The sequence below is a fragment of the Dyadobacter sp. BHUBP1 genome, assembly GCF_050587785.1.
Lineage (GTDB): Bacteria > Bacteroidota > Bacteroidia > Cytophagales > Spirosomataceae > Dyadobacter.
Genome location: NZ_JBOBIH010000004.1, coordinates 741,289 through 760,596 on the forward strand (window position 1 = coordinate 741,289; position 19,308 = coordinate 760,596).

At 53.4% G+C, this 19,308-nt stretch carries 12 protein-coding genes; 9 read left to right on the forward strand and 3 right to left on the reverse strand.

Annotated elements, in window-relative coordinates:
- The first annotated feature begins 241 nt into the window (after positions 1 to 241).
- The 3 genes from ACQ4MZ_RS19475 (at position 242) to ACQ4MZ_RS19485 (ending at position 6,072) form a co-directional block, all read left to right on the forward strand.
- Complete coding sequence (locus ACQ4MZ_RS19475) at positions 242 to 3,724, forward strand: TonB-dependent receptor (RefSeq protein ID WP_430847540.1); 3,483 nt, start codon at positions 242 to 244, stop codon at positions 3,722 to 3,724.
- Positions 3,725 to 3,743: 19 nt separating this feature from the next.
- A complete protein-coding gene (locus ACQ4MZ_RS19480; protein WP_430847542.1) occupies positions 3,744 to 5,528 on the forward strand; it encodes a RagB/SusD family nutrient uptake outer membrane protein in 1,785 nt (594 codons plus the stop codon).
- Between the two features lie 142 nt (positions 5,529 to 5,670).
- Positions 5,671 to 6,072, forward strand: a complete 402-nt coding sequence (locus ACQ4MZ_RS19485; RefSeq protein WP_430847544.1) for a DUF3995 domain-containing protein — start codon at positions 5,671 to 5,673, stop codon at positions 6,070 to 6,072.
- Between the two features lie 135 nt (positions 6,073 to 6,207).
- Here the strand turns inward: ACQ4MZ_RS19485 and rsgA are convergent, their stop codons facing one another.
- Both rsgA and ACQ4MZ_RS19495 read right to left on the reverse strand, forming a co-directional pair.
- The gene (gene rsgA, locus ACQ4MZ_RS19490) at positions 6,208 to 7,272 is read right to left on the reverse strand and encodes a ribosome small subunit-dependent GTPase A (protein WP_430847546.1); all 1,065 of its coding nucleotides are present in this window, start codon (positions 7,270 to 7,272) and stop codon (positions 6,208 to 6,210) included.
- Between the two features lie 337 nt (positions 7,273 to 7,609).
- On the reverse strand, positions 7,610 to 7,747 hold the full coding sequence (locus ACQ4MZ_RS19495; protein WP_430847548.1) for a hypothetical protein: 138 nt from the start codon (positions 7,745 to 7,747) through the stop codon (positions 7,610 to 7,612).
- 78 nt (positions 7,748 to 7,825) lie between these two features.
- Here ACQ4MZ_RS19495 and ACQ4MZ_RS19500 point away from each other — a divergent pair, with 78 nt between their 5' ends.
- A complete protein-coding gene (locus tag ACQ4MZ_RS19500) occupies positions 7,826 to 8,701 on the forward strand; it encodes a DUF4349 domain-containing protein (protein ID WP_430847550.1) in 876 nt (291 codons plus the stop codon).
- 8 nt (positions 8,702 to 8,709) lie between these two features.
- Here the strand turns inward: ACQ4MZ_RS19500 and ACQ4MZ_RS19505 are convergent, their stop codons facing one another.
- Positions 8,710 to 10,044 (reverse strand): hypothetical protein, encoded by a 1,335-nt coding sequence (locus tag ACQ4MZ_RS19505; RefSeq protein ID WP_430847552.1) that lies wholly within the window; start codon positions 10,042 to 10,044, stop codon positions 8,710 to 8,712.
- A 185-nt stretch (positions 10,045 to 10,229) separates the two neighbouring features.
- On the opposite strand from ACQ4MZ_RS19505, the gene ACQ4MZ_RS19510 reads away from it, so the two are divergent.
- The 5 genes from ACQ4MZ_RS19510 (at position 10,230) to ACQ4MZ_RS19530 (ending at position 19,297) form a co-directional block, all read left to right on the forward strand.
- Positions 10,230 to 13,289, forward strand: coding sequence for a SusC/RagA family TonB-linked outer membrane protein (locus ACQ4MZ_RS19510; protein ID WP_430847554.1), 3,060 nt, complete (start codon positions 10,230 to 10,232; stop codon positions 13,287 to 13,289).
- A gap of 23 nt (positions 13,290 to 13,312) precedes the next feature.
- On the forward strand, positions 13,313 to 14,983 hold the full coding sequence (locus ACQ4MZ_RS19515) for a RagB/SusD family nutrient uptake outer membrane protein (protein WP_430847556.1): 1,671 nt from the start codon (positions 13,313 to 13,315) through the stop codon (positions 14,981 to 14,983).
- A gap of 42 nt (positions 14,984 to 15,025) precedes the next feature.
- A complete protein-coding gene (locus tag ACQ4MZ_RS19520; protein ID WP_430847558.1) occupies positions 15,026 to 17,503 on the forward strand; it encodes a hypothetical protein in 2,478 nt (825 codons plus the stop codon).
- A 50-nt stretch (positions 17,504 to 17,553) separates the two neighbouring features.
- Positions 17,554 to 18,132: a Crp/Fnr family transcriptional regulator gene (locus ACQ4MZ_RS19525; protein ID WP_430847560.1), complete on the forward strand. Its 579-nt coding sequence runs from the start codon at positions 17,554 to 17,556 to the stop codon at positions 18,130 to 18,132.
- Between the two features lie 91 nt (positions 18,133 to 18,223).
- The gene (locus tag ACQ4MZ_RS19530; RefSeq protein WP_430847562.1) at positions 18,224 to 19,297 is read left to right on the forward strand and encodes an NAD(P)H-dependent flavin oxidoreductase; all 1,074 of its coding nucleotides are present in this window, start codon (positions 18,224 to 18,226) and stop codon (positions 19,295 to 19,297) included.
- The last annotated feature ends 11 nt before the right edge of the window (positions 19,298 to 19,308 follow it).

The following is a 19,308-nucleotide window of genomic DNA, read 5'->3' on the forward strand; positions in this document are numbered from 1 at the left end:
GCAGCGCACCGCAAGATTTGTAACGATGACCAACAATTAATCAACCCCTAACAACCAACATGAAAACATAACTACCCCTCATCAGCAGCTTTTAGCCACAAAAAAATCAGGAGTGGTTACGACACCCCTGATGGAAATGCCCGGCTAAAACATCCCGGAACGTGCGGTTCACAGGCTCGCCCGAAGGCAGGCTTGTCAGGATAACTATTGTCTGAATTTTAACCCGGTCAACCGTAAAATTATGAAAAAACCTTTTCATCCATGGCATAGATTGCTACTCCATATCATGCGCCTGACTTTTTATCAGTTACTATTGATCAGCATTTGCTCGGTGGTGGCTGTGGCGAACCATTCGCCGGCCCAGGAACTGCTGAACCGTGATGTGACATTGGACCTGAAAAATGTCACGCTCAACGAGGCCCTCACCCGGCTCGAACGGGGTACGAAGGTGAAGTTCGCATATAGCAGCGGTTTGGTGAACCTCCAAAAAACCGTGAGTATTGACGCCCGGCAGGAAAAGCTCTTCGCCGTGCTCGATCGGCTGTTGCTGCCGCTGGATATCAATTACCGGGTGCGCAACAACCAGATTTTGCTCTCACGTGCACCGAAGAAAACCAGTGAAATACCTGCGGTTAGCTCAACCGGAAATTTAGTCGCTGCCGCCGATCGCACAATCAAAGGCACAGTAACTTCGCCCGAAACCAATGAGCCGCTGCCTGGTGTGAGCATTATCCTGAAAGGTACCCAGCGCGGCACCACTACCGATGTTTCAGGCAAGTTCCAGCTCGAAGTGCCGGACGACAATGCGACGCTGATCTTCTCGTTCGTGGGCTATCTTTCGCAGGAAGTGATCGTAGGTAACCGTACCGACCTCGCCGTTGCATTGCAGCTCGATACCAAAGCATTGGATGAAATTGTCGTTGTCGGCTACGGTACCCAGAAAAAGTCAACGCTAACCGGTTCAATTGCCGCCGTAAAGGGCAGCGAGATCGCGGAGAACCCGGTGCCGAACGTTTCCGGCTCGATTGCCGGTCGCGTGGCGGGGGTAAGTATGCGCCCGAATGGCGGGCAGCCGGGCTCCGATTCGCCTGAAATTCACATTCGCGGCATTGGTACCACCGGGAATAACAAGCCGCTTGTGGTGGTAGATGGCGTTATTCGCGACAATATCAACCAGATCGACCCCAGCTCCATTGAAACGGTGACCGTACTGAAAGACGCGGCGGCGGTGGCGCCATATGGATTGGGCGGTGCGAACGGGGTATTGCTTATCACCACTAAAAAAGGCGCCTCAGGCGCGCCAACGTTATCATTTGGCGCTTACTACGGTTCGCAGACGCCGACCTATTATCCCAAACTGCTCAGTGCACAGGATTATATGCGGCTCAAAAACGAAGCCTATCTGAACGAGAACCCGACCGGCACGCAGCTGCCTTTCGCGACGGATCTGGTCGAAAATTACGTGAACCTGAACCGGGAAGACCCCGACAAATACCCCATCAGCAACACGAAAGACCTCGTGAATATGAATGCGCCGATGCAGAATTACACCTTGCAGCTGAGCGGCGGCTCGGAGCGCATCAAGTACCAGACGGGTTTCGGTTTTCTAAAACAGAATGGGATGTTCGATCCTGTGAAGTACATGCGTTACAGCTACAATATGAACCTGACCGCCGAAGCGACAAAAACCACCACGGTTTCGCTTTCGCTGATCGGTTCGGTAGAGCGGGTATCGTCAGTGGATACGGCGGTCTCGGCGGGGAATTTGTTTCGTAATGGATTCAAATACATTCCGATACGCGCTCTTTATTACAGTAATGGTTTATGGGGAGAATTTGCAGGGAACTCGCCGGTAGGGGTTTTGAATGCAGGTTATACTAAAAATTCCAATAACACTTTGCTGACGACCATCGCCATTGAGCAAAAGCTGCCGTTCATCAAAGGGCTGAGTGTTAAAGGTACATTCAGCTATGACCCGGTTCAGCGCACCAAGAAGGGTTACCACAAGCCATTTTATTATTACACCCAGGACCTGACAACAACTCCTTACACCTACAAACGCGAGATTTCCACCGCGGAAGGGGGGGCGGCGGCGTTCTCCTGGCTGGCGCAGCAGTTTATCAAAACGCAGACATTTACTTACCAGGGTTACCTCAATTACCACAACACTTTCGGGAAACACGATTTCACCGGTTTGGTCGTGGCGGAGGCCCGCAACAATACCTACGAGCTGTTTTCGGCACGCCGGAACAACTTTGCCGTGGACGTCGACGAGCTGAATATGGGTAGTTCCAATAAAAATGATTTCGATAACGGCGGTACTTCCTCGACCGGCAGCCAGATCGGCTACGTGTACCGCGTGGGCTATGCGTACGCGGGCAAGTACCTGCTCGAAGCGTCGGGACGGTACGACGGTCACTACTACTTCGCGCCGGGCAAGCGATGGGGATATTTCCCGGCATTTTCGGCAGGTTGGGTGATTTCCGAGGAGAATTTTCTTAAAAACGGCTTCAACTGGATCGATAACCTGAAAGTACGCGGGTCGTGGGGTAAATCGGGAAACCTGGCGGGTACGGCGTTTCAATACCTTACCGGCTATAATCTGAACGGCAACGCCTATGCATTCGGCCCCGGCTCAATGGTGCAGGGCGCGGTAGTGCCGAACGAGGCCAACAAGAACATTACCTGGGAGATTTCCACCAAAACCGATATTGGTCTGGAAGCATCGCTATGGCGCGGTTTGCTGACGATCGAGGCCGATTACTTTCACGAAAAACGTACCGGAATGCTACTTCCGCCAGCCGTGAGCGTGCCGGTGGAATACGGCCTTGCACTGGCCGATGAAAACGGCGGTATCATGGAAAACAACGGGGTGGAGTTGAGCCTCGGTACCAATTATCGCTTCCAAAACGACCTTCGCCTGGGCGTCAACGGTAATGTGAGTTATGCCAAAAACAAAATGATCAAAGTCTTCGAAACGGCTGCCACACGCAATAATCCCAACCGCAGCCGCACCGGGCGAGCGCTGGGAACGCAGTTCGGCTATAAAACCGACGGATTGTTCACCACCGACGATGATAAGAATGACGATGGCCTGATCAATGTGGCCGACGGCTATAATGTAACGCAGTTCGGCGCATTGCGGCCGGGCGACATTCGCTATGTCGATGTGAGCGGCCCGCAGGGCGTACCGGACGGCAAAATCGATTCCAACGACGAGGTGGTGATCGGGAAGCCCGTGTATCCGCTGCTTACCTATGGATTGAATGCTACTGCCGACTGGAAAGGCTTCGACCTGAACCTCTTCTTCCAGGGTTCGTCGCTCGCAAGCCTCGACATCCGTCAGTTCCAGACCATTCCATTCAATAACAACAATAGCAATTCGAGCTACGAGTATTACGACAACCGCTGGACGCCGCAGACGCAGGACGCCCGCTACCCACGCGCGACACAAGCACCATACGCGAACAATACGCAGCTATCTGATTTCTGGATGACGAGCACGGCCCATTTGCGCCTCAAGAACGCGATCATCGGCTACACGCTGCCCAAAAGCCTCACGCGCGCTATCGGCATCCAGCATGTGCGCGTGTACGCATCGGGACAAAACCTGTTAACATTCAGCAAGTTGAAATTTATGGACCCGGAAGTAGGCTACACCGACCGCGAAACGGCTTATCCGAACCAGAAAGTGTACGTGTTTGGGCTTAATGTGACATTCTGATCTCGAAAACCTTGAACCAATGAAAAGCATAAGACATACCCTATTATTTGCAATGCTCGGCGTGAGTTTTTTCACCACATCGTGTAACGAGGACTTTCTCGAAAACGAAATCAAAAGCCGCCTGACCGACGACATGCAATGGGCCTCGGAAGGCAATGCCGACCTGTTTCTGAACGACATTTACGCCGCGCTTTCCAATAAATGGAATTCGCCTGACAACCTCGATAACTTCACCGACGACAACGACGCGGGCTTCTACTGGAAATCCTACTCCTGGCGGCAGGGTATTGTGGACCCGGCAGTGAACAACGGCACGCCGATGGACCATGCCAATGGCAACGCCACCGACTATGCTTCATGGGCAGCCGGGTTTCTGAAAATCCGCAAATGCAACCTGTTTATTCAGAAAGTAACTGAGAACCCGGCCAACTTCTCGGAGGCTTACCGAAAAAAACGCATCGACGAAGTGCGGTTCTTGCGGGCCTATTATTACAGCGAAATGTTTATGCACCTCGGCGGCCTGCCGATCATCACGGAAGTACTCGATCGCAATACGATGGGGGAGGCCGAGCTTTACCGCTCGCGCGCTACATTTGAGGAGACATTCAATTTTATTACCAAAGAGCTGGGTGAAATTGTGGCCAATAAAGCATTGCCCGTTAAATACAACAACGGCGATGCGGATGCCGGCCGCGCGACCCTCGGCGCAGCGCTGGCGCTCAAAGGCTGGCTGGAACTGTACGCGGCGAGCCCGGCATTCAATGCGGTTACGCCTGCCGCCGGCGCTGACCCGAACAAGCTCGTAGGCTTCGGTAATTTCGACCCGAAACGCTGGGCAACGGCTGCGGCTACGAACAAACAGTTCATCGATACATACGGCGGCACGTATGCGTTGTTCCCGGATATCAATGCATTCTGGTGGGAGAAAAATGAGTATAACTCCGAAGTGATCTGGGACCGTCAGGTAGTAGCGGTGATCATGGGTTCCAACTACGAGCAATATGGCGGCCCCGTGTGGATCGATGGTGTGTACTACACCTGGGGCAACTACTGCCCGACGCAGGAGCTCGTCGACCAATTTGCGATGGCCAACGGCAAGCCGATCTCTGATCCGACTTCCGGTTACGATCCGCAAAATCCTTACGTAAACCGGGAAAAACGCTTCTACGATTTCATCGTTTACGACGGCGCGCCTTACAAGCAGGACTGGATGGCCAAGGTCGATACCATTTACACCCGCATCGACAAGGTAAGGCCATCGAAAAACCAGATCGACTTCGGTACCGATGACGTAGGCAATACGGGTTATTATTTTAAAAAGAAGATCAATCCATTGAAGCCGCGCGGGGGTGCCGCCAGCGGGCAGAACTATGTGTATTACCGTTACGCGGAGGTATTGCTGAATTATGCAGAGGCTCAGAACGAAGCTGTTGGCCCGGATGCGTCGGTATACTCGGCCATCAATGCGATCCGCAAACGCTCCAACTTGCCTGAACTTCCGGCCGGTCTTACCAAAGAAACCATGCGTGAAGCCATTCGCCGGGAGCGCAGGGTGGAGTTATGCTTCGAAGCCAAGCGGTTTTACGACATCGTGCGCTGGGTCATTGCCGAGGACGTTATGAACAAGGACTTCCACGGCATGAAAATCACCAACACCTCGCCAAATGATAACAAAGGCAAATGGGTGTATGAAGTTGTGGGTTTAAATCACCCGCACGTTTTTACCAGGAAAATGTACATGAACCCGGTGCCGCAACCAGTTGTGGATCAGAATAAAAAGATTATTCAAAATCCTGGTTATTAGACCCATAGTTCAGCCCTGATAGCATTTTAATCGCTGTCAGGGCATTTTTTTGCTTTATAAAGTTAAAATGCTTGAAATCTGACCCTACTTTTGATGTGAACATCTCATTGCTCCGATGCATAACAGCTTTATTAATCTCCTGTTGGCTTTAAATACAATCATTTTCCTTTCACTTTCCCTGCTGCACGTGTATTGGGCCGCTGGCGGGAAATGGGCCGCTACCCAGGTACTTCCGCAAACGGCAGGCGGAAGTAAAGTCTTCGTCCCCAGGGCGGGTATGACGCTGGTTGTAGCTGCCGGATTACTGTTTTTCAGTGCATTGAACGCAGTTAATCTGTATAACGACAGAAGTCAGCCGGGATTCAGATACGGCCTTCTGGCTGTTGGGTTGATCTTCCTCGTCAGGGTCGTGGGCGATTTCAGGTATATTGGCGTTACCAAAAGCGTTCGGGACACAACATTCGCCCGCAATGATAATCGCATCTTTATTCCTCTTTGCCTGTACCTGGTACTCACGAGCCTGCTGACGTACTTCATTGGATGACCGTTCACTCGGTGGTTTCAGAAAAGGCATTAGAGAACCGAAGAACCGGGCCTTTTAACAAGGTCCGGTCTCCGGATATGATTTCATTGTAGTTTGAGCAAAGAGAGGGGCGGCGAGTTCCTCTTTTTCTTTACCTCAATATTTCCGCTGTTTACGGTATTGCGCCACCTGCCTGGCTATCTTTCCAAACTGCCGTTCAACGCGCTTGCGCTCAATCGAATCGGTTTGATAATGCGCTTGCTCCCGACTGATTTTCAGATAGCTCTCGTACACCTCCCGCGGGAGCGCGCCCTCGCGCACGGCCGTAACGACCGCACACCCGGGCTCGTGCTCATGCGTGCAATCGTGGAACCGGCATTCAGCGGAAAACGCGGCAAGCAGCGGATGATAATGCATCCCCTGGTCGTCGGCTTCCAGCGTAACGCCAAATTCCCGCATGCCCGGCGAGTCGATCAGCATTGCACCCGATGGCAACAACACGAGGTTTCTCGAAACCGTCGTGTGCCTGCCTTTTTGGTTGAAGCTGCTCACGGCGCTCTCTTCCTGCAAATGGTAACCCAGTAATGCATTGACCAGCGTACTTTTTCCCACGCCGGACGAGCCGATAAGCACATACGTCCGGCCAGGCAGCAAATGTTCGCCGGCCCATTGTTGAAGCCCTTCCTGGCCGGTTGCGCTGAGCAACAGCACCGGGCAATCATAGCCCAATGCGATCACTTCCTGCCGGTAACTTTCCGGGTCGGCGACGAGATCCTGCTTGTTCAGAAGCACCACCGGCCGGATGTTGCATTGCATAATCTGCACGATGTAGCGCTGCAAACGCATCGGGTTGAAGTCGCGGTCGAGGCCCTGCACGATGAATGCGGTGTCGATATTCGTTGCGATCACCTGCTTCTCGCTGGTTCGGCCGGGTAGTTTTCGGCTCAGTTCGTTGAGGCGCGGTAGCACGGAAATGATAATTCCCTCATTGTCATAGGATTTAAATGCGACCCAGTCGCCCACTTTGGGTAAATCCCAGTTGTCGGCGCCGTTCAGGAGCGTACCCGAAAGCATAGCCTCTGCCGTGCCATTGGCTGTTATGAGCTTGTGGCGGAAACCTTCGATGGCCGCAACGCGGCCCGCTTCGAGTCCTTGTGCCTGGTAAGAATGAAAATGTTGTTCAAAATGGGTATTCCACCCGTATTGATTTAGAGATGTCATGATTGTAAAGTCTGAGCTATGGGCAGCACATCGCCTGGCCGCGCGCATAGCAGGGAGAAAATTTAGATCAAAGCAGTAGGGAATCGCAGGTCCTGAAAAGAAGTTAATTCAGAAGACCGGCGTCAGACTGCAATGTCAGCAGATGGGCGATATGTAGTTTCAGACCTTGACATATTGGGCACAAAGGTAGCGCATTATTTTGTAACGTCCGCCCGGCCGCAACGCGGCCCCCTTTTATAGCACGTAAGATTGCAAAACAACGGAAGGCTCCGTAGGTGCCACCTCACCATGCAAGGCGGCAGCTACGGAGCCTTTACGCCTATCAACCAGGCGGTTGCTATAAACAGGAGGTTCCGTCGGGGCCGAGGTAGCGAAGGATTGTGGACACAATAAAGAGAATCAGGCTGGTGATGATGACCTGGCGTTCATCGCTCCGCACCGGCTGCTCATCGGTTTGATCGTAGTCTTTTTTCATATAAAATATTTATAGAGGCGCTATTGCATTTTACTACTCACAAATTTATATTGAAGAAAATTAAATATAAAAATAACCATGAAACGACTTTTTTCAATTTCGATCATGCTTTTGACGCTCGCAGGATGCAGCGGACCAAAAGAAGAGGACAATTCGGTTGCTTACATGGTAGAGGCCTCGCCGCCACCCCAGGATCAAAACAAAACGGTTGAATTGGTCGATGCAATGCCAGTGGAGGAAGATCGGGAAACGTCGGGGGCCGCAAGCGGAACTGTTATGGAGAAGAAATTCATCAAGACCGGCCGCATTGAATTTGAAACGGACGATGCGGATGCCACGCATAAGACGATTATGGAATCTGTGCGGGCAAATAAGGCATATGTGAGCCGGGATGAAGAAAATCGCAGCGGCAAAGCTGTCAGCTATACGATCGTAGTGCACGTGCCGGCGGCCAGTTTCGAAACATTTCTGGCTTCGGCGACGAAGGGAGTGACCGATTTCCGGGAAAAATCCATTTCAAATGAGGATGTAACGGCTCAATATGTGGATACGGAATCGAGGCTTAAAACGAAAAAAGATATCGAAAACCGTTACCGTGCATTGCTGGTTAAAGCCAATACTGTGAAGGAAATACTGGAAATCGAAAGAGAACTCGGCGAAATCCGCACGGACATTGAAGCTACGGAAGCGCAATTCCGGCAGCTGAAAGGCGATATCAAATATTCCACATTGCATATTGTTTTCTACAAACCGATTGACACATCCAATCCATTCCTCACTGAGCTGGCTGATGCATTCAGGCAAGGCGTCGGGAACATCCGTGCATTTGCCGTGGTACTGGTTGCGGTCTGGCCGTTTGCGCTGCTGGCTATCGGCGTAATAGCAGGGTTTAACTGGTGGAGAAAGAGAAGGAAAGCGTTACTCGAAAAGGAAGCAGCGGAATTGCCCTCGTAACAGCGTTGCTAAAAATTCCCGGCGAACTGTTTGCCCGTTTTCAGGTCTTTCAACTGCACGGACTGTATGGTCCCGACACCCGCAAACATGATATCCAGCCCGTAAATGTGCCGCAACGGTTTTTTGTAGGTGTTTTTGTAAGCCTCCCTGCCGTTGATCAGCAATGCCGCCCGGCGGTTGACGACCTTCATGGAGATGGTACCGCCGGTGGTGAGGTCGGCGCCGAGGAAGTTGGGGCCCTCGGTGCGACCGTCTTTGTGCAGTTCCGAAAATTGCAGTTTACTCCAATGCGCACAGCCCGGTTTCATGACATCCACCATGTGATTGGACGAATCCCCGAACACCGTCACGCGAACCTGTGAGCAGCGCACACCCGGTCGCGGGGGAGAAGCTTTGACGTCGATCAGGAGTTCGAAGTTGTCGCCATTGATGCCCGTGAGGTGGGTATTGATGAAATTGACAAAGAACGTCCGGTTGGTGTCAACACCGGCCCGGGCTATTTGAGCGGCGCTGATGCTGTTATAACCATCGGCGAAAAGGCCCGGCGCTTCGATCGGGTAGACACGCGTGGTATCGTACATCATACTCGCGGTGGCGGTCCAGCCATTGGTGTGCAGGAAAACAGCCACGGTGTCCTGCGGGATACCAGCCCGCTTCAAGATGGCCAGATAGTGTCCGGGCACCTCATAATAGTTTGAATAGACGCTGTCTTTGCCATTCAGGCGTACTTTTTCACCGTCTCCGAATTCGATGGTATAATCTTCGGCGAGCTCGCCCACGTTCCTGAAATTTCGCACTACAAAAACGGCCGAATGCGGATTGTCCCCCTCCGGATTTTTACAAAACAGCGTTACCTCGGGCTTATCGTTTTGCCATAAAAGAAATCCCCGCCAGGCTGCAATGCCGATGACGATCAATCCAAACGTAGCCATGAAGAGCTTCCTGACCGGCGATTTCCGGGCTTTTGGCTGCTGTGTTGGAACCTCCGCCGGCCGGATACTCACAGGGTCGGCCTCGGGCCGCCGGCGCAGCGGTGCAACCTGCTGCCGCGACTGCGCGAGGGTAAACTGGTCCCAATCGGCAAAGCCTACATATTGCGCCAATGCATCACGCGTGGCTTTCTGCGGGTAGTACCGGGCATCCGTTTTTATTTTTCCGAAAATCCTTTTGAGGGTATTCGGGCTGATCTGCACGTGCGTTTTTTTATAAAGGATGCTGCAAAGCCTGATAAAATCGCTGTTCGTCCACTCCGAACTGTCGGGCTTGCCATAGGTATCCGCCACGAGTTGACAACAGTGATCGAGGAGGTCTAAAGAGCTCGCCTTGTCTTGTCCATTCTCCATAATACTCATACAATAAACTTCTGTATGTCAGTTTTTTAGGTTGTCCATAATTTTGGATAGCGAACTGGCTAAGCGCATTTGAGAATCCTCGTATTGTCCAATTTTATATTTGCTCACTCAAATTTTTGATCTGTGCAATCCCAGGGCCCCGGGACAGCTTGAAACCCTAAATATTGAAAAAAAATATGCGACAAAAAATTCTACTCGGCTGCGCCTTGTTGCTTGCCTCGATGGGACCGCTGCTGGCGCAAGTACGGCAGCTTACGGGCAAAGTGACGGACGAAGGTGCAAAAGACCTGCCCGGCGTGAGCATTGTGATCAAAGGTACCCAGCGCGGAACGGTTACAGATACCAATGGTGACTATACGCTTGCATTACCCGATGGCGAGGCCGTCACCCTCACATTTTCATTTGTAGGTTACCAAAGTCAGGACATTACGCCCGGCTCGCGGACAAAATTGAATGTGACCCTCAAACAAAGTGACAATGCATTGTCGGAAGTGGTGGTGGTAGGCTACGGCACTCAGAAAAAGAAAGACCTTACCGGCGCCATTTCCTCGATCGGCGCGCGCGACGTGGGCGGAAGACAGACCATACAGGTGTCGGACGCCCTACAAGGTAGCGTAGCGGGCGTTTCGGTCACACGCAGCAGCGGTGCGCCGGGCTCCGGTTCGAGTATTCTCATTCGGGGGATCACCACCATCGGCACGAACAGCCCGCTGGTCATCGTCGATGGCGTACCCGTGGCAAGCATTGACAACGTGAATCCGGGCGATGTCGAGAACATTACCGTGCTGAAAGACGCGGCGTCGGCGGCGATCTACGGCTCGCGCGGGGCGGCCGGGGTGATTCTGGTCACAACAAAACGGGCCAAAAGCGGGCAGGGGAGCCTTGAATACACCTACGAATATGGCGTGCAGCGTGCCACGGCCACACCCGAATATGCGGGGGTGCAGGATTACATGCGGTATTTCAATGAGCAGGCCGTGAATGATGGTGCTTCCGCCGGACCATTTGCCGATGCCTACATTGCATCCTACCTCGACAGCAACCGCGTAAACCCCGACCGCTTTCCGAATACCGACTGGCAAAAGGCTATCCTCACGCGCAAGAGCGCGCCGCGTCAGCGCCACGACCTCGTTTTCACCATGGGCACCGGAAAAATCAAAACAAAAGCATCGCTGGGATATGCAAGCTCGGGTGCGTTCTATGATAACCGTTCGTATGACCGCTACCTGTTCCGGGTAAATAACGACATGCAGGTGAACGACAAGATCAGCGTGAACCTGGATGTTTTCTACAAAAGGACCACCAACAAGGGCAATGGCAACGAGCTTCCCGGCAGCACTTACAACCCGATTTACGAAGCGCGCATTATGCCGCCCATTTACGACGACGTATATCAAAACGGCAAACTTGCCGTTGGTAAGGACGGCCGCAACCCGCTTGCCCAGCTCCGTGAGGGCGGTTTCACGAGGCAATTGTATAACCAGTTGGGCGGCCGGATGCAGTTCAATTTCAAGCCCGTGAATGGCCTCACATTCACAGCACTGGTAGCACCTGTGTTCGATTTTGATAAAACCAAGTACTTTTCGAGGCAGATCCGCTTTACCAATCCGGATGGCACCGTGGGCACGGTGGTGAACCAGGCGCGAACGGTACTGAACGAAGGCCGGTCGGAGGGCGTGACGATTAACGGGCAGGTGCTTGCGAACTATGCGAGGGAGTTTAATAATGCTCATTCGATTGATATTCTGGCGGGTTTTGAGGAAAACTATCGTTCGCTCGAATCGCTGGGGGCGTCGCGCAGCGGATTTGCACTGACAGGCTTTCCCTACCTCAACTCGGGTTCGACAGAGCTGCGCGATAACAGCGGCAGCGCCAACGAATCGGGCTTACATTCGTTCTTCGGCCGGTTGCAGTACAATTTCAAAAGCAAATATTTCATCCAGGGAAATCTCCGCTCGGACCTCTCGTCGCGGTTTGCATCCCAATACCGGAAAGCCATTTATCCTTCGGTTTCCGCTGGCTGGACGGTTTCGGAAGAGCAGTTCCTCAAAAGCACGCGCTGGCTGTCGTTCCTGAAACTCCGCGGCTCTTGGGGAGAAGCCGGTAACGAGCGGCTGCTCGACAAGGATGGTAACCCCGCATATTACCCCTACATGGCCACGATCGACTTTTCTACGGCATTATTTTACCAAAATGGCGGGGTAGTGCCGCTCACGGGTGGTGCACAGCAGGTGTATGCGGTTCAAAACATCAGTTGGGAAACCAGCCGGACAGCGGACATTGGTCTGGATGCCTCGTTCCTGAACGACCGCCTCACATTGGCAGCCGATTATTACAAAAAGACGACGACCAATATCCTCTTGCCGCTCGATATCCCGCTGTACATGGGCTATGACAAACCCAACCAGAATGCCGGTACGCTGAACGTGAGGGGCTGGGAGCTCGAACTGGGCTGGCGCGACCGCATTAACAAGCTCAATTGCTCGTTTTCGGCGAACCTGTCGGACGCGAAATCGACCGTGGGGGATTTGAAAGGTACCGAGTTCCGGGGCGACCAGATCGTCCGCAATGGGAGCCAGTACAACGAATGGTTTGGCTATATTTCAAATGGGTTATTTCAAACGGTGGACGAAATCAAAGGAGCGCCGGTGCTGAATGTGACTACCAAGCCGGGGGATGTGCGGTATGTGGATGTGAACCAGGACGGAAAGATCACAACCGATGACAAAGTGCTGCTCGGGGGCGCATTGCCGCGGTACCTGTATGGCGGTAACCTGCGCGCCGATTACGAAGGTTTTGATATGGGGATTACATTTCAGGGCGTTGCCAAAAAGCTGTCGCGGCTGAGTTCAGAGGTTACACAACCATTCGCGGAGGCATTTGGCAATATACCGGCCGAAATGGCAGGCAAGTTTTGGAGCAACAACAATACGCCGGATCAGAACCTCAAAGCGACTTACCCAAGGCTTTCGAGGACGTCCAATGCGGCCAACTATGCGCTTTCCGACTACTGGCTGCTGAGCGGCGCCTATTTCCGCCTGAAAAACATCACAATGGGCTACACCCTGAAACAGAACGTGCTGAAAAAGACCGGCGTGCAATCGCTGCGTCTTTACCTTTCGGCTAACGACGTATTCTCGCTCAGCAAATTTCCCAAATACCTCGATCCGGAATCGGGCAGCTATTCGTACCCGATCGTCGCTACTTTCATGGCGGGCGCCACCATCCGGTTTTAGTAACCTTATTCGATTGATAAGACATGAAAAAGACCCTATTCCTGGTGCTCCTCGCCGGGGCGACGAACTGCCATACCCTGGACCTCAATCCGCTTTCGGAAGCTTCCACGGGCACATTCTATTCAAACCAGACCGAGCTGGAACTTGCAGTCAACGACTTGTACCGCCTCGCATTCTGGGGCAATGATAATGAGCTGTTCAGCGACAACGAATGGCACCGCGGGCAACTGACCAATGCTGTGATCGGCGGCACAATGAATGCCGACGACGCCGGCGTGCAGACGTTCTGGCTCAACTCCTACAAAGCCATTGCCCGCGTCAATTCGTTTATCGCCAACAAAGAGCGGGCCGCCGCGAATACACCGGCCGCCGTAATGCTGCGTCTGGAAGCGGAAATGCGTTTGATACGCGCCTACCAGTATTCCCGGCTGGTAACCCATTTCGGCGACGTGCCGCTGCTGACCGAGCCGGTTGCGTTGGAAGATTCCTACAGAATTGCCCGCAAGAACCAGGCGGAAATCCTGCAATTCGTTTTCAACGAGCTCGATTTCGCCATCGCGAATCTGCCTGTGTCCTATGGCGCATCCGAAACAAAAAGACTGACGAAAGGCGCCGCGCTGGCGATCAAGGCACGTACGGCTTTGTATACGGGTAATTGGCAGCTCGCCCGCGACGCCTCGAAAGCGGTGATGGACCTGGGTGTTTATGCATTGCACGGCAGCTATTCGCAGCTCTTTTTGAAATCAGGGGAGACCAGTAAGGAAATGATTATCAGCGTGCCTCGTGATGAAAAGCAGCAGGTTTTCAATGGTGCCGGTTATGTGCAGGACAATATCTCGCGTAATGCGGGCGGGTACGGCGCACAGCTGCCCACGCGCGACATGATGGACGCCTACGAATGCACGGACGGAAAGCCGATTGACGAATCGGTTTTGTACGACCCGAAGGCGCCCTTCAAGAACCGTGATCCGCGGCTGACGGCCACCATTGTGGAGTTCAACACTCAGTGGCTCGGCTATAATTACATGCCGCATCCGGATTCCCTAACGGTGTTCAGTTCGAAAGAGAACCGCCGGGTGACCAACAAAGATACCCGTGCCGTGGCCGCATTTGCGAGCTTTACGGGCCTGCTTTGGAAAAAAGGCATCGACCAGACCTGGCCGGACCGGCTCGTAGAAGACAACGATGCCATCGTAATCCGCTATGCCGAAATGCTCCTCACGTACGCAGAGGCCAAAATCGAGCTCGGGGAGATCGATGAAAGCGTTTTGAACGCTGTTAACCTGATCAGGGCAAGGGCTTACGGGGTCGGTGTGGAACAAACCACTGCCTATCCTGCGATTACCACTACCAATGCCACCGCATTGCGTAAGGTATTGCGCCGTGAACGCCGCGTGGAGTTTCCGCGGGAAGGATTGCGCTATATGGACCTGATCCGCTGGAAGCTGGCCGAAAAGGCGTTATCGACGCCCGTGGTAGGCTTGCCCGACCCGGCAGCGCAGAATCGCGCCAAATGGCCCTTCCCCGGCGTTACCCCGCTCGATGACGACGGCCTGGCCGATTATTCGGGCTTTGGTACGGATGTGAAGATGCTTTCCCAGCGCAGTTTCGACAAATCGCGGCAGTACCTCTGGCCGATCCCGGCCGTAGAGCGGCGTGTGAACCCGAATATCACACAGAATGCCGGATATTAATTCTATATTTTCCAGTTGATTATCAAATCTATGAGTCTTTCGATGAAAAGAAATCGTGTGTGCGCGCTTGTGGCCGGTTCTGTGATGAGTATCGCCCAACCGGTGGCGGCGCAAATGCCGAAGCAGCCTTCATACAGCGGTATTTACCCGCATTTGGCCATGTACAACAATGAGGGGGAATGCGGCACAGGGGCCGTTGTACCCTGGGCCGGGAAGCTGTGGGCGATTACCTACGGTCCGCACCTGCCCTTCGGCTCGTCCGATAAGCTGTACGAGATCAGCACCGACCTGAAACAGACGGTGCGCCCCGAAAGTATCGGCGGCACGCCGGCCAACCGCATGATCCACAAGGAAAGCAACCAGCTTTTTATCGGACCTTATGCCATCAACAGCCAAGGCGAAGTGCGCACGATTCCATATAAAGCGATGCCGGGCCGCCATACCGGCAATGCGCGACACTTGACCGACCCGGCCGGGAAGATCCTTTACGGAACTATGGAGGAGGGTTTTTATGAAGTGGATGTAAAAACGCTGGCGCCTAAGATGCTCTATGAGGACGGCAATATCGACCGTGACAAGGAAACCGATAAGGCAACCTACCAAATCAAAGGGCTGCTTCCGGGGACGCACGGGAAGGGTTTTTACTCAGGCCAGGGCGTGGCGGTGTATTCCAACAACGGTGAACCGGGGCGAAAAGCCGAAATACAATTCGATATCGAATCGGGCTCGCTGTCGGAATGGGACGGGAAGAACTGGAAAGTAGTCCGTCGCAACCAGTTTGTGGAGGTTACGGGGCCAGGGGGCATCGGGGGCAATCAGAACCCAGCCACCGACCCGATATGGGCTACCGGCTGGGACCACAAATCGGTGCTGGTGGGTGTGCGCGACCACGGCAAATGGAGCTTCTACCGCCTGCCCAAGGCCAGCCACGCCTACGACGGCGCGCATGGCTGGAATACCGAGTGGCCGCGCATCCGCGACGTAGGCACCGCGCAGCAGCCCGATTACCTGATGACTATGCATGGGATGTTCTGGAAGTTTCCGGGGCAATTCAATTCACAGAACAGCGCCGGCATCCGTCCGCGCACGGCTTACCTGAAAGTAATCGGCGATTTTACCCGCTGGAACGAGCGTCTCGTTTTTGGCTGCGACGATTCGGCCCAGCGCGAGTTTTTGAACAAACGCAAAGCCAAGGGGGGAATAGAAGGTCCCGGACAATCCAATTCCAATCTTTGGTTTACACCCCTTAACCTGCCCGACCAGCTTGGCCCTAATTCGGCGGAAGGTTCGGTTTGGCTGAACGAGCCAGTGAGAGCCGGACAAACCTCGGAGCCCTTCCTGTTTGCGGGATGGGAGCGCCGCGCGGTATGGATACGCAACGAGGGCGAGCGTGAAACGGGGTTTGTATTTGAAGTGGATAAAAAAGGAAATGGGGAATGGTCGGTATTGAAAACAATCAAATTAGGCCCCAATGCGGCCCTCAATGCGGATTTTAGCAATGCCGAATCGGGGGAATGGGTACGTGTGCGGCCCGACAACGCTACCCGGGCAACGGTTCATTTTACCTACACAACCGCTGACCGTCGTGCAGGCACGCCGGATGCGATTTTCAAAGGGCTTAGCAATGCCAATTCGGTCGCCAGTCATGGCGGGCTGCTGTATGGCCTGGGGGAAAACCGGCGGGTACTGGGTATGGCTGCGATGGATTTCAGCGGTGCAAAACCGGACGAGGTCGGTTATTACGAACTTGATCGCGATATGAAACTCAGCCGACGGGAGGACGCCTCCATGCATTCATTTATCAAAACCAAATTTGCTATTCCTAAACAGGTCGTAACCGTGGAAGTTTCGTCGGTGCTCGTAGTCGACGATAAAGGCCGCCGCTGGCGATTGCCGCTGGGTAATGAGGCTTTCGCTGGCCTCACCAATGAAGCTTCCTTGCGCATTTGCCGTGAAGTAGCTACCGAGCGGGATCTCTTCAACTGCCATGGCACATTCTACGAGCTGCCCGCCGAGAATGCGGATGGCTATGCCAAAATCCGCCCCGTTTCTTCGCACAATCTTCGCATTCATGACTATGCATCCTACCGCGGTTTGCTGGTCATGACGGGCGTCGATCCGAAGTCGATGCGGAACAGCGAGCATATCATCGTTTCAGGGGACAAGAAGGCGGCCGTATGGGCCGGGGCTATCGACGACCTTTGGAAACTCGGTAAACCTACGGGCCACGGCGGTCCCTGGAAAGACACGCAGGTACAGGCAGGCGAGCATTCCGACCCTTATCTGATTGGTTTTTATGATCAGAAAAGCCTGAAACTATCCCATAATGCAGAGGAAGCTGTGACTTTTACACTCGAGGCCGATCCGGTAGGTAACGGACCGTGGATGGCTTATAAAACGTTCACAGTGAAGCCCGGGCAGACTGTTTCATTTACATTCCCGCAAAACTTCTCTGCCCGCTGGGTACGGTTCACAACGGATAAGGCTTGCAGGGCCACGACCTGGTTGGATTATGAGTAAGCCATAATTTCGGGCAAACATTTATATTTCAGGATTGAAACAAACCCGCCATGGACGCCCGGCAAATCCTGAAAGAACATATTACCAGATCCGTCGAACTGACCGATGCGCAGTTCGACGGATTTTACGCTTGCTTCAAACACGAATCATTCAAAAAAGGCCAAACGCTGATTCACGAGGGGGACACAGTGACGCGCGAATATTTCGTATTGAGCGGCTGCCTTAAAACCTACTTCATGAACGACGAACTGCGGATGACCATCCTGCAATTCGCCATGCCTACCTGGTGGGCGTCGGATTATGACGCATTGTACAACCGGCATCCGGCCGCCGTGATCGTGGATTGCGTGGCCAATGCCGAGGTTTTATCCATATCCGCAGACGATCGCGAAAGGGTTTGCCATGAAATAGAAGCGGTCGGGCATTTTTTTCGCTGGCGTACCAACCGCGGCTATGCAGCGTCGCAAAGAAGGCTTCTTTCGTTGATGACCAACGATACCAGAAAGCGGTATGAAGACCTCCTGGTGCAATACCCCACGTTGTTCCAGCTCGTGCCGAAGCACCTGATCGCCGCCTACCTGGGCGTGTCGCGCGAGACTTTGAGCCGGCTTTACCATTCTGCGCGTTAACATAAAATTGTGATGTAAGTCACATCAGACCGATCGTTTTCTCTGCTTAATTTGTGCAGCGGGTTTCACTTACTGCCCGCCAACCTGGATTATGTGGAATCAAACCAATGTTTCCCGCGTGCTGGGAATCGACTATCCGATACTACAAGGCCCGTTCGGGGGCAATCTATCTTCCGTAAAACTCGTTTCGACGGTCTCCAATCTCGGCGGAATGGGCGGGTATGGCGCTTATATGCTCACACCCGACGAAATTATAACGCTGGATAAGGAGCTGAAACAAGCTACCAACAAACCTTATAACATCAATCTCTGGGTTTCCGACAGCGACTTTCCTGCCGGGGAGGTTTCGGAAGAACAATTTGCAAAAGCCGCCGCGCTCGTAAAGCCTTTTTTTGATGAAGTGGGAGCCCCGTTGCCGACAAAACCCCGAGCTTACCCATCCCGTTTCGAGAACCAGGTCGATGCACTGCTGACCGCCAAACCTCCGGTTTTCAGCTTTATTTTCGGCCTGCCTTCCCCGACTATCCTGGAAGAATTTCGTAAAAAGGGCATTAAACTCATCGGTAATGCCACCACGCTCGATGAAGCGATTGCATTGGACAATGCCGGGGTGGATGTGATTATCGCCTCAGGTTTCGAAGCGGGCGGTCACCGGCCGTCGTTCCTGGAATCTCCCGAGGCATCGCTCACGGGCACATTCGTACTCGTGCAGCAGATCCGTGAGAAAGTGAAAACGCCGGTGGTGGCCGCTGGCGGCATTGCCGATGCCCGTGGTGTGGCAGCCGCATTTACCCTCGGAGCGGAAGGCGTGCAAATCGGTACTGCATTCCTTGCCACGGACGAGTCCGGTGCAAGCGAATATCACCGGGATCTTCTGCATTCGGACGCCGCGCGTTACACCACGCTGACGAAGGTCTCGACAGGCCGTTTGGGCCGCGGTATCCGCAGCCGCTATACCGAATCCATCGCGGGGCGTAACGACGAACTGCTGCCGTTCCCGCTACAAAACCAGTTTATCGTGCCGCTCCGCAAGGCTGCTACCGAAAAGCAGCAATATGACCTGATTATGTTCTGGGGAGGGCAGATAGCGCCGGTATTGAAGCATACCAGCGCGAAAAAGCTGTTTGAAACGATTGTCGAAGAAGTGCCCGGGTATTTGAAATAATCAATGCCCGG